This is a genomic window from Aquimarina muelleri DSM 19832 (assembly GCF_000430665.1).
GTDB lineage: Bacteria > Bacteroidota > Bacteroidia > Flavobacteriales > Flavobacteriaceae > Aquimarina > Aquimarina muelleri.
The window spans coordinates 141,763-154,651 of the sequence record NZ_AUML01000006.1 but is presented as its reverse complement, the minus strand read 5'-3'; the positions used below and the strand labels follow the sequence as shown (position 1 = coordinate 154,651).

Below are 12,889 nucleotides of genomic sequence, written 5' to 3'. Positions count from 1 at the left end.
AATTTATTAAAGTTATTCACTTTATAATATATAGCAGATTATTTTGAGAGGCTCAAGATACATTAACATCTAGTATTTATTTTGCTTAGAAATTCTATTATTTGTAGATTTTGTTTTACAAGCAGGAATAAATAAATCAAGCCTATTTATTAGTATCATAAACTATTTTCTATTACCAATCGGGTGTTCCTGTTAGCCCTTCTATCTTTTTTTTGATGTATATTTTAGTATTGTTTATATTTATTTTTTCTTTGTTAATTAAAGGGGAATCGGATAAGAAAATGGTATCTCCTTTTATGATTCCATAATCCATATCATATTTTCCGTTTTCACCAACGCCTACATAAAATGTTTCTACAAAAATTTTGTTAGTATCTTCTATTTTATAGTATCCAACAAAAGCACCTCCTCTGGACATATTGTTTATATCTTCGATATTGAGTGTTTTTCTTTTGAAATCGTATGGGTACCCCCAAACACATTTACCATTAGTGAAAAATCTAAGAAAATATTCTTTCTTTTCTCTCCCTCCATTTTTATATATTATTTCCCGCTCATTAATATAAATAGAGTTTTCGTCAATTAGATTGTTTTTATCTGGACCAAACGTAGTTTTGGTTAGTTTGTATTTTGGTGTCTTAGGTCTTAAACCAAGTTTTTCTGTATAATAGTAATTTTTAAACAGGGTATTACATCCAATAGTTGTAAAAAGTAGTAATAAAACCGTTATTTTTTTCCACCCCATATTTCTATGTTTTTGTGATTATACTCAAACCTAAAATCTTTAATGGCTTTATGTATTGCGTTTTGTAACCACGCATCCCCAATTAAATCTACCGTTGCATTATAACCGCTAGAGTTATTAATACGAATATATGTAGAGGCTTTGTTTAGTTTTTTATGATAAGATGTTTGGTTATGGTAATTAGATGTCATTTTTTTAAGTTCCCCTTCTAATTCAGATACCCTAGCTTCTTTTTGAAATTTACTAAGATCATTATTTTTTTTAGTTTCTTTAATTCGTTCTAAGATATCCTTACGTTGTTTATCATCTTCTTGTGCATATTTACCCGAAAAATCTTGAAACCCTATTTCAAGAAAAGGGGTTGCTACAGTTAGGCCACCTGTCCATCCCATATCGGTTCCCCCTCCAAAATAGGCTCTTTTGGTATCGTTGTTAGAGCTTACATTAACATCTCCCAGCCGAAAACCAATCATACCTTCTCGTTGTATACGGTCTAACGAAAATTGATTTTCATTTAAAGCAGAGTTCCATGTTAGTAATTGCCCATAACTAAAAGAGTTATCAAAATCATTGAGCGTTGGTATTGGCGAATTGTAATTTAAGGAATACGATTGTAGCGGTGTTCCGTATCCACTACCAATAGTAAGGTTTATCGCTGCGGTTAGATTCACGACCAACCCTTTTTTACCTACGGCACTGCCCAGCCCTGCGTTATATGCAGAAATATGTAGTGAGGATGTTGCTCCAAAATTGCCATATCGGTTGCCATATCCAATATTGGCATTGCCCCTTACCCTAATTTTATATCCTACCAGTATTTGAATACCAAATGTTACGCTAAACCCTTTGTCGGGGGGATTTCCTGTATATCCCCTTCCAGAGGTAGATGTTTTTCGGGCGATGTCTTGTATAGAGCTTTCTACTTTTGTTTGTAAACTTGTTTTAGCCCAAAAATTAGGGTCTTTATGGGAGTTCCCTAAATCAGATATACTAGAGTTAAGGGCAGAAGAAACGTCGCTTTTTATAGACTGTAGGTCAAATAAAGAATTGGATACCATATAATTTTAGGCTTTAAGGAGTATTATTTGGTAACAAGATTACATAAGTACTAAAATACAATTACTTTTTCAGTAATAGTAGTACAAAAATCTGTATACAATAAAAATAATATATTACCCTTAGTAGGCATCTTGGTAATATGCTGCATACTATAGCTGATGCTTTCGCCGTGTAAGCTAATGATTTCCCCTAGATAGCTGATGCTTTCGACAGGATAGCTAACGATTTCGCCATGATAGCTGACGATTTCGACGTGTTAGCTAACGATTTCCCCGTGATAGCTGATGCTTTCGACAGGATAGCTAGTGCTTTCGCCGTGATAGCTAATGATTTCCCCGAGATAGTTAATGCTTTCGCCGTGTTAGCTAATGATTTCGACATGATAGTAGACTATTAGAATTACTACATTTGCTTGGATAGTAAGGTTACGTTTAAATTTTATAACTGTAAATGTGCATTTGGTTAGTGTATGTGTATATTTTTTGATTGGTAGTGTCTGTCTCAAAATAATTTTAACTAACCATAAAGTAAATAAAGTTAGAATACTAAAACCTTAAAGAGCATTTTAGGTGAAATATGGTAAATTTGAGGAATTAAAATTTTTAAAAAGATGAAATTCATAGAACTTACTCTTAAAAACCATACTATTCTTCATGGGTTTGATGCCAGAAATAAAGAAATAACCGAAGATGTAGAGGTACAAGAAGCTTCAAAAAAACTAGTTGCCATAGATCGTATTTTATCCCTAAGCGAAAAGTTTATCTTAATTGAATATGCATACAATAGAATTATATATTGGGAGTATATGGAGGATTATAAATCGGTGAAAGCAATACTGGATAAGCATTAGTTTATGGTTTTTTAAATTCTTGAGGGAAATAAGAAGGATCAAAATCCCAGAAAAAAGGTAGTAGGTAATAGGTAATTAACACTATAAAAATAATAGATATAGTATTTAACCAAAATCCTTTTTTCATCATATCTGGTATGGTTAAATACCCAGACCCAAATACCACCGCATTAGGTGGGGTAGCTACAGGAAGCATAAATGCACAGGATGCTGCTATGGTTGCGCCTACCATTAAAATAAAAGGGTGTACATCCAGAGATAAAGACATGGATGCTAAAACGGGTAATAACATAGATGTGGTGGCAACGTTAGAGGTAATCTCGGTTAAAAAATTTACTACGGTTACTATAAAAATTAATAACGTAATTAAATGTACTCCTTGTAATAAAGACATTTGTGTACCTATCCAAACGGCAAGTCCGGATTCTTTAAAACCAGCAGCAAGGGCAAGTCCTCCTCCAAAAAGTAACAGTACTCCCCAAGGTAATTTCACGGCAGTTTCCCAATTCATTAAAGGCTTTCCTTTTTTGGCACTTGGCAGGATAAAAAGAAGTAGTGCTGCTGTTATTGCAATGATGGTATCATCTATAGCAGAAAATATCGGTTGTAGTAAAAAGGATCTGGTGATCCATGCAAATGCAGTACATATAAATACTGCAAGTACCAGTTTTTCTTCAAAAGATATTTTGCCTAATGCTTGTAATTGATTTTTAACTTCTTGTTTTCCTCCAGGAAATTCTTTTTGTGGAAAAGAGAATGCTATATATACCAAATAATACCAGCATATAAAAAGCAGGAGTAGGGCAATTGGTAGTCCAATTACAATCCAATTGGTAAAGGTTATTTCGAACCCATAAATTTCTTTTACCACACCTGCCAGAATAAGATTAGTAGGAGTTCCTATAAGAGAGGCAACACCACCGATGGATGCGCTATATGCAATACTTAGCATTAATGCTTTTCCAAAAATTTTATTTTCATCTGCTATCGTATTAGGGTTATCGGTAAGCTGTGTTATGATCGCAATTCCTATTGGTAGCATCATTACCGAGGTTGCTGTGTTAGAAATCCACATAGATAAAAAAGCAGTAGCTACCATAAAACCAAGTATCATGGTTTTAACATTGGTACCAATTATGGTAATAATACGCAGAGCAATACGCTTATGTAGGTTCCATCTTTCTATCCCTATGGCTAAAATAAATCCGCCAGCATATAAAAATACATTATGGTTGCCAAATGCAGCAGTAGTAGTTTTTATATCTAATCCACCAGATAACGGAAAAAGAATAATAGGTAATAATGATGTAGCAGCAATTGGTATAGCTTCTGTAATCCACCATATAGCAATCCATAATGTGCTTGCCAGTATTGCATTGGCTTCTTTACTCAATCCTTCTGGGTGAAAAAATAACAATACCAGAATAAAAATTGAGGGGCCAGATATGAGCCCTGTTTTTTTAATATTTACAAGCATATATGACAAATGTAAATTAATGTATTACAAATTTATGAATGATTGAAATTCAAAAAACTGTACATCCAAAAGTACTAGAAAACTTTTAGATATATATACTACATAAATTTTGAAAAGGATATGCGGATAGTATTTAAAAACTATTTCTCTTATAAAAAGTCATATTGAGCGTAGCCAAATAGTAATCAAAGGGGAGAACATAGTATTGACTCCGCCCAAAATGACATCTATTATTATTAAAAACAAAGAATATTTTATAAAGTAATTATTATCGTATTATGGCGTTATGTTTTTAGAATTATCTGCATTTCGAACAGAGATAAGTTTAAAATCTTTATCTACCTTAATAATAAAAACCTTGCTAGTACTTAGATTAACCATTTTCCATCGAAAACCATAGGATGTTTCGAAGATTGCAGACCTTGCTGTTTTTCGTAAATCAACTTCATCAATATTTTCAATAATTTGATTTACTAAAAGGTCAATACCTCTTTGTTTTACTTCTTCTGCAGAAAGTTTACGATCTATGGGGTTTTGAGTAAATACAGATATGGGAGTACTTTGTTTTTTGACGACATTAGGGTATACTAAAAAAGAGGAAAATACTAAAAGGGGGAGTATGTAATTTTTCATAATCTGACGATTTTTATAATTACATATCTGTGTTACTCACATATTATGCAATTACATTAGGTTTACGTTTATTTCCATGTGTATTTGCTAAGTGCTTTAACGATTAAATGATCTTAAAATAGGGGTAGAGTAAAATTAAGATTTAAATCCTCTTTCTTATAATATTATTATGTTAAAAAATATATAATGAATCTTAAATTCTTGTGCTCTGTTTCTTTTCTAAGCTCAGTTTTTTTTGAAATAACAAATAATTCTTTGTGAGAAGAGAAAAGATATGAAAGGTTGGTAGTGGTACTAATTATTATTCTGAGATTATCAAAGACTAATAGAATCCGTGTAAAACTTTTACATTAAACTTATCGAAATGCAAAAGCTTTACACTTTCCTTTGAAGGAAAGTTGGGATGGATGTGTTTTTTAACTCTAAGATGACAAAGTAGAAATAGGTTATTTATTATTTCTGATATAATTTCTTGCCTGCATCATAATATTTATCCCCTTTTATCCAGAACGGAGTTTTTGGATTGTTAGCTATATTTCTGCAAGCTAAAACATAGGATTGAAAAAATTTGAAAAGGTATTCATAATCTAAAGTATCTGGATTATCGGTTACTTGATGATAATATTTGGTTATTTCTTCGTCAAAGGCTGTAAAACCCATACTAAAAGTAGGAGCAGGAATGCCTTTTGCGGCAAAGTGTACGTTATCAGAACGATCAAATAATCCTTGTTCTGGTGCAGGGTCATCTATAGCTTTAAGTCCAAAAGCAGTAGCTGCATCGACAATATCTTTTTGTGCAGTGGTTCTGCCCAAACCAACAATAGTAGCTATGGAAGTATCATTATAACCACCATTGTCACTATTAAAACAATATACCATTTGATGAAGCGGTAATACAGGATGATTGACATACCATTTACTACCTAAAAGTCCTTTTTCTTCTCCGGTAAAAAGAATAAATAAAGCAGATCTTTTGGTTGGATATTTAGCTATGTTTTCTGCAGCAGAAAGTACAGTAACTGTTCCTACAGCATTGTCTCTGGCACCGTTGTAAATAGAGTCATTGTCTATGGGTTTACCAATACCTACGTGATCGTAGTGTGCAGAGTAAATAATATATTCGTTTTTAAGAACAGGATCAGAACCTTCTACATACCCTACTACATTTTGTGAGATAATATCCTTTTTTTGAATCCCTTCGACAATTATTTCAATATCGATCTCGTTTTTTTGATCAAAAGCAGCACTTATTTCTTCTTTTTGGTCATTAATCCAGGTATGAGAAAAAGTACTAGAATCTTCATTTTTGCCTGCAACATCCATTTTATCTCCATTATAATAATGTTCCATTCTACTCCAAGTAGCATCATCAACGTTACAAATCTCGATAAAACCAATAGCGCCTTTTTCTTTAGCGAGGGCCATTTTTTCTTTTGTTTTAGAAAAAGCAGATCTAATATCTTTATCTTCTTTAGTACCGATAATAGAGATTACATATTTTCCTGTAACATCTATATTTTTATAATCGTCTTCTTGTGCGTGATTTAAAAAAATAGCTTTTCCTTTATAGTCGGTATTTACCGATGCAACGGTTAGTATTTTATCCAGATGTAACGCTCCTGTTTTAAAAACGGTTTTTGTTGCCGCAGAAGTCTTTTTTAAGAATACTTTTTGAAAATAACTATTCGTATCCTTAATTTGTTTTACGCCATAACTACGTAACATATTGGCTAGGTATTGTGCAGCAATTTTATTTTCGGCAGAACCAGTTTGTCTCCCCTTTAATTCATCTGAAGCAAGAAAATAAATATGTCCTTCGATTTTATTTTTAGAGATAGTAGATTTTACTTTCTCTATATCAGATTGTGCAGAAACAGAGATTACAAATGTTAAAAACAATATGGATAGAATAGAATTTTTCATAGATAGCGTATCTTATAATTTAGGATAAAGAACATTTTATTCCAGTAAATTCAAATGATAAATGGTATTATACGATTTACGAATAAAAATCTCACATATAATCGCATTCTTTTTCTACTATATTTTCTTCATAAAATGAAACAATAGCTATGGCTATTCTTTAATTTGATTCATCAATCTAGCGAAAAACCTTTGCAATTATTTATACGCAATTCTCATCCGTAAATCGTATTAGATGGTAAATTATGGTTTTTCCACCTTTCAAATATAGTAAATAGTAATTTTACAGAATAATAAATTAAACAGGGGTTAATTTCTCCAAAACAAATGTTAATTCTAATTTCTTAGATGATGGATAAGCTCTTATCTTATACAAAATGTACTAACTTTATCTTGTGAAATCTATATACGTTGTTTTTAAAATTAAGTAAGGACTTAAAAAAGAATCATACTATTAAGTGTATAGAAAACATGTAGCTAATGAAAAAAGAAAAAAGAGTATTTAAAAAAGGTTTTGCGTTTAAAGTATTTGAGGCTCCCGAGCAGTCTCCTTTTGATAAGCTTTTTGATATTTTTCAAGAAATTATCACACACACTTCTGGAGATTTGGATGAGGCTTTAGATTGGATGAAAGAGCTGGATAAAGAATATCAATTAACAGATGAGGAGTATACATTAGATGATTTTGTAGAAGACTTAAAAAAGAAAGGATATATAAGAGAAGAAATAAAGCCAGATGGTAAAGGAGGAATGTCTATTACTGCTAAAACCGAACAGGCTATTCGTAAAAGAGCATTAGATCAAATATTTGGAAAATTAAAACGTAGCGGATCAGGAAACCACAGAACAAATTATATTGGTAAAGGAGATGAACATTCTGGAGAGTTTCGAAATTATCAATACGGAGATTCTTTAGAACGAATATCCATGACAGAGAGCCTTAAAAATGCGCAAATTAATCATGGTATAGGGGATTTTAATTTAACAGAAGATGACCTTGTAGTCGAAGAAACTCGTTTTAAAGCACAAATGAGTACCGTTTTAATGATCGATATTAGCCATAGTATGATTTTATATGGGGAGGATCGTATTACTCCTGCCAAAAAAGTAGCAATGGCACTGGTAGAACTTATTACTACCAAATACCCAAAGGATACTTTGGATATATTGGTGTTTGGTAACGATGCATGGTCTATAGAGATCAAAGATTTACCGTATTTACAAGTTGGACCCTATCACACAAATACAGTGGCGGGATTACAATTAGCAATGGATATGCTACGCAGAAAACGCAATACCAATAAGCAAATTTTTATGATTACTGATGGTAAACCAAGTTGTCTTAAACTGCCAGATGGGCAATACTATAAAAATAGTAATGGTTTGGATCGCCATATTGTAAACAAATGTAATATGATGGCGCAACAAGCCAGAAAGTTACATATACCAATAACTACTTTTATGATAGCACAAGATCCTTACTTGATGCAATTTGTGCGAGAATTTACCTATGCAAATCAAGGTAAAGCATTTTATACAGGTTTAAAAGGACTTGGTGAAATGATTTTTGAGGATTATGAAACCAACCGAAAAAAAAGAATTAAAGGATAAACTAATTTCAAATTTTGAACAGGAAGTTTACACGACTTTTGTTAGAAATAAAAGAAAATATGAAGGAACAAATAGATATTAAAAGTATAAAAACATTAGGTCAGTTAAAAGAATCGGGATATAAAAGTATATCTATAAAAGATGAACTAAGAAATAATTTAAGGACTAAAATAAGTAATAAAGAAAAAACATTTACAGGTATTCATGGATATGAAAACACCGTAATACCAGAGTTAGAGAGAGCTATTCTGTCTCGCCATAATATTAATTTATTAGGATTAAGAGGGCAGGCAAAAACACGATTGGCAAGACAAATGATTACTCTTCTGGACGAATGGATACCAGTAATTGAAGGGTCTGAAATTAATGATGATCCTTTTCATCCAATTTCCAGATATGCAAGTAATTTAATACAAGAAAAAGGAGAAGATACGCCTATAACATGGGTACACAGATCCGATCGTTTTGCAGAAAAATTAGCAACACCCGATGTGACTGTAGCAGATATTATAGGAGATGTAGATCCAATTAAAGCAGCTAATCTTAAGTTAAGTTATGCAGACGATCGTGTTATTCATTTTGGAATGATCCCCAGAGCTAATCGCTGTATTTTTGTAATTAATGAATTACCAGATTTACAAGCTCGAATACAAGTAGCATTATTTAATATATTACAAGAAGGAGATATCCAGATTAGAGGGTTTAAATTGCGATTACCATTAGATATACAATTTGTATTTACTGCAAACCCAGAAGATTATACTAATAGAGGAAGTATTGTAACCCCATTAAAGGATAGAATAGGATCTCAGATCCTAACGCATTATCCCGAAACTATAGAAATAGCAAAAACAATAACCCAACAAGAAGCAAAATTAGATACCAGACAAGCCGATTTGGTTTATGTTCCCGATTTAGCAAAGGATTTATTAGAACAGATTAGTTTTGAGGCGAGAGAAAGTGAATTTATAGATCATAAAAGTGGTATAAGTGCACGAATGAGTATTACTGCGTATGAAAATTTGTTGAGTACGGCAGAATATAGAGTATTGCGTTCTGGTGAGGATAAAACCATATTGCGATTAAGTGATTTTGTAGGGGTTATACCTGCTATAACAGGTAAAGTAGAACTTGTGTATGAAGGAGAGCAGGAGGGAGCTGCATCTGTAGCACATTCTTTGATTTCGGATGCAATTAAGACACTTTTTGAAGATTATTTTCCTAAGATAGAAAAACTACAAAAAGAAGAGTATCAAGATCCATATCAGGATTTGGTAAATTGGTTTTTTGAAGAAAGTGGCTTTGAGTTACTAGAAGATATTACAGATAAAGAGTACAAAGAAAAACTAGATGCGATAACGCCACTTAAAGATTTGATAAAAAAGTACCAACCAGAGGCTAAGTCTGAAGATCTTTATTTTATGATGGAATTTTTATTATGGGGATTGGTAGAATATAAAAAACTAAGTAAATACAGATTGTCTGAAGGTTTTCGTTTTAATGATTTATATGGAAGTTACATTAGCGAACTTTAGTTTTTAGATTCATAAGAACGCGATTACCACCAAACAATAAAAAATCGAAAATAAGAATCTTCGTTACTTTTTATCCAAAGTAGCGGAGATTTTTTTTGAGATAATAAAGCCTCTATAGATTCAATAATATCCTTAAAAGAGAACCAAGTATCACAATGTTTAGGAGCAATTACCCAATCTTTTTTTTGTGGTATATAAAATTGGTAAGAACCATATTCTTTTAAAGTAAAAGCTTTTATTGGTATCCAATAGCCCACTATACATTGGTTATTAATGTATGGAAAAGTAGTTTTTTTAAGAGAAAAAGGAATAAAAAGATTAGCAAGATAACAAACCTGTTGCTCTATAGTATTGATGTCTAATTGTAATTTTTTTAAAATAGCACTTGTTTCTTTATAGTGTAATAAAGGCAACTGTTTTTCTTTTATTTTTTTTGCTTTTTGAAGTAGAGTATCTTTGCGATTAGGACCTATCCATCGATGTAAATCACCATCTATTGTAGGGTCAAAAAGATAAAATTTATAAACTAGTTCAATATGGATTACTTTGTTTTTTTGTAGGTCTTTTACTAAAAAGTCTAATTCTCCAATAGTAATTTTATCTTTAAATACTTGAATATTATTTGCGATTATAGTATACCGATTAGAATTAATGATACTATATTCAAAAAAGTGTTCTATTCGTTTACCCAGAACTTCGTTTTCTCGAATATTGATTTTTATAGACTTATCTATAGAAAAGTCAGGTGGTACCAAACCAGCAAAGTTAAATGGTGTTAAGGATAAAAACTTTTTGTCTAGCCACAAAGGATGACTACTAAGAAAACCCAGATACTCATTTGTAATTGACATTTAGGTAAATTTGGATTTAGAAAAAACAGAAAAGTATTTATCAATAATAGGTCTTAGTATTTTTCTATCTATAGGTTTAGATACAAAATCATCACAACCAGCATCTAGTGCTTTTTGTACGTCTTCTTCTGTAGAATATGCCGTTTGTGCTACAATAGGTAGTTCGGGTCTCATTTTTTTTATCTTCTTAGTAGCAGTATATCCATCCATTATAGGCATTCTTATATCCATTAATATTAAATCAATGCCTTCATTTTTTTTGCAGATTTCTATTGCTTCTTTACCATTTTCTGCACGATAAATTACAAATTTAAATTCTTTCATTGTATGCAGAATAGTTTTTAAGTACAAAAAGTTTATTTCTCCATCTTCAACAATAAGAATCACTTGTTTTAAAGGGAGATCGTGTGTGTTGTTTATTTTTAAAGAAACATTTTGATTTGTAGCAGTAAACACAGGATTATGGGGTATAGTAAAAATAAAACTAGAACCTTTGTTGAGCATAGAAGTAAAAGAAATATTACCATTGATTAGTTTAGCATTTTTTTGAGCTATAGATAATCCTAATCCAAGGCCATCATAACTTTTGGTAGCTTCTTTCTCAGACTGCGAAAAGTTTTTAAAGATTAGTTCTTGATCCTCAGATTTTATACCTATTCCAGTATCTTTTACCGAAATAATTAGAATTCCTTCTTTTATTTCACAATAAATTTCGACTGTACCTTTGGTAGTAAATTTAATAGCATTGTCGATAAGGTTACGTAATATTTTAGTTATTTTTAGTTTATCGATTAGTAAAAAAGCCTGATCGTCTGTTAGTTTATTATTTAGATATATTGCAATATTTTTACTTACCGCCTTACTTTGAAAATCAGAAAACAGTATATCTAATAAAGCATTAAGGTTTACTTCTTCAGATCTAACTTCTACTTGATTGGTTTCTAGTTGGGAAATTTCTATAATATCATCTATAATATTGATTAGTTGATTGCTACTGTCAATGATGATTTTAGAATATTTTTTCTGATCCTCAGCCGTAATTTTTGGGTCATTTAATAATTCAGAAAACCCAATAATACCATTCATAGGAGTTCGAACTTCATGAGATATGTTATGAATAAAAGCTGTTTTTAGCTTATTACTTTCTTCTGCTTTTTCTTTTGCAAAGCTTAATTCTTTTGTTTTTTGTAGGATTAAAAATTTTAAATATCTATTAAGTAAAAGAATGATTATTAATAACAGTAAAGCCATTGCGGTAAGAGTAATCCAAAAACTAGCTTTTTTATAAAATGGAATTATAGGGTTATACAACCAATTATCAAAAATCACTTGTTTTTCATGATCTGTAATACTATTAGTAGATTTTGAAATAATCTGATTAAGATATGTATTACTTTTTTGAACAGCTAAACTTGGAGCGTAGTTATATTTTGTTTCTGCAACAATTTTAAGATCGTTTAGGCTTTCTGTTTTTATAAGGTAATTAGCGACAGCTTTTGGACCAATATAGGCATGATATTTTCCAGAGAGAACTTGTTTTAAACAGGTAATGTCATCTATTTCGGTAGATATGTTAAGATTTTTTTCTTTTTCTTTTAAAATTTCATGTATGGCATAATCCTTGGGAACAGTGATTATTTTATCGTAGTAGTTTTCTAAATCTTTTCCATAATTAACATCTTTTCTAGTAACAATAGTATGACTAGATTCAAAAAGTTGAGAGTAAAAGTTGAGATAAGAATCTCTACTAGAAGTTTGTTGTATTTCTAATATAATTTCAACTTTATTATTTTTGGCATCATTTAATAAGTTTTCCCAATTAGTATATAATTTTCGTTGAAATTTATGCCCTGTCTTTTTTTCTATAAGAGAAAGGTAATCAATTAAAACACCATCTATCTTTTCATTTTCATTTATGAATTGATATGGAGCGTAATAAGGGAAAACTCCAACAGTAATGCTATCATTGTTTTGAAGCCATTTTTTTTCTTGTTCATTAAGTATTGTAGACTTAGAGCAAGAAAGATATCCTAATATTAAAATAGATGTAAGGAAAATATGAAGTGATTTTTTTACCATAGTTTTTAACTAGTTATCCCTTACTTTTTTTACCCTTTGTTAATAAAGATAGTATTTAATCACAAGACTCTCAAAAAAGGGTTCTCTTATTTTTTGAATTTATTAAGATTATAAATAGAGTTAAGA

The 12,889-nt window shown here is 31.0% G+C and carries 10 protein-coding genes; 3 read left to right on the top strand and 7 right to left on the bottom strand.

Annotated features, from left to right (window positions below; translation table 11 throughout):
- Positions 1-172 precede the first annotated feature (172 nt).
- Both H527_RS0105585 and H527_RS0105580 read right to left on the bottom strand, forming a co-directional pair.
- Positions 173-745 carry a hypothetical protein gene (locus H527_RS0105585; RefSeq protein WP_027411792.1) on the bottom strand — a complete coding sequence of 191 codons (573 nt, stop codon included), beginning with the start codon at positions 743-745 and terminating at the stop codon, positions 173-175.
- A complete protein-coding gene (locus H527_RS0105580; RefSeq protein WP_027411791.1) occupies positions 727-1,803 on the bottom strand; it encodes a hypothetical protein in 1,077 nt (358 codons plus the stop codon). Before H527_RS0105580 ends, H527_RS0105585 begins: the two co-directional genes overlap by 19 nt.
- Before the next feature lie 611 nt (positions 1,804-2,414).
- On the opposite strand from H527_RS0105580, the gene H527_RS0105570 reads away from it, so the two are divergent.
- Positions 2,415-2,654, top strand: coding sequence for a hypothetical protein (locus tag H527_RS0105570; RefSeq protein WP_027411790.1), 240 nt, complete (start codon positions 2,415-2,417; stop codon positions 2,652-2,654).
- Position 2,655: 1 nt separating this feature from the next.
- Here the strand turns inward: H527_RS0105570 and H527_RS0105565 are convergent, their stop codons facing one another.
- The 3 genes from H527_RS0105565 to H527_RS0105555 all read right to left on the bottom strand — a co-directional run bounded on the left by H527_RS0105565 (position 2,656) and on the right by H527_RS0105555 (position 6,687).
- Positions 2,656-4,131, bottom strand: coding sequence for an SLC13 family permease (locus H527_RS0105565; protein ID WP_027411789.1), 1,476 nt, complete (start codon positions 4,129-4,131; stop codon positions 2,656-2,658).
- Positions 4,132-4,407: 276 nt separating this feature from the next.
- Entirely contained in the window at positions 4,408-4,764 is a 357-nt protein-coding gene (locus tag H527_RS0105560) for a hypothetical protein (RefSeq protein WP_027411788.1), read from the bottom strand.
- Between the two features lie 453 nt (positions 4,765-5,217).
- The gene (locus tag H527_RS0105555; RefSeq protein WP_027411787.1) at positions 5,218-6,687 is read right to left on the bottom strand and encodes a M28 family metallopeptidase; all 1,470 of its coding nucleotides are present in this window, start codon (positions 6,685-6,687) and stop codon (positions 5,218-5,220) included.
- A 480-nt stretch (positions 6,688-7,167) separates the two neighbouring features.
- Here H527_RS0105555 and H527_RS0105550 point away from each other — a divergent pair, with 480 nt between their 5' ends.
- Positions 7,168-8,298 carry a vWA domain-containing protein gene (locus tag H527_RS0105550; protein ID WP_027411786.1) on the top strand — a complete coding sequence of 377 codons (1,131 nt, stop codon included), beginning with the start codon at positions 7,168-7,170 and terminating at the stop codon, positions 8,296-8,298.
- Between the two features lie 59 nt (positions 8,299-8,357).
- Complete coding sequence (locus H527_RS0105545; protein ID WP_323054154.1) at positions 8,358-9,833, top strand: hypothetical protein; 1,476 nt, start codon at positions 8,358-8,360, stop codon at positions 9,831-9,833.
- A gap of 23 nt (positions 9,834-9,856) precedes the next feature.
- Here H527_RS0105545 and H527_RS21505 read toward each other — a convergent pair whose 3' ends face one another.
- Positions 9,857-10,684, bottom strand: coding sequence for a DUF1853 family protein (locus tag H527_RS21505; RefSeq protein WP_051316649.1), 828 nt, complete (start codon positions 10,682-10,684; stop codon positions 9,857-9,859).
- Positions 10,685-12,763 carry a response regulator gene (locus tag H527_RS23055; RefSeq protein ID WP_051316648.1) on the bottom strand — a complete coding sequence of 693 codons (2,079 nt, stop codon included), beginning with the start codon at positions 12,761-12,763 and terminating at the stop codon, positions 10,685-10,687. It lies immediately after the preceding gene.
- Positions 12,764-12,889 lie beyond the last annotated feature (126 nt).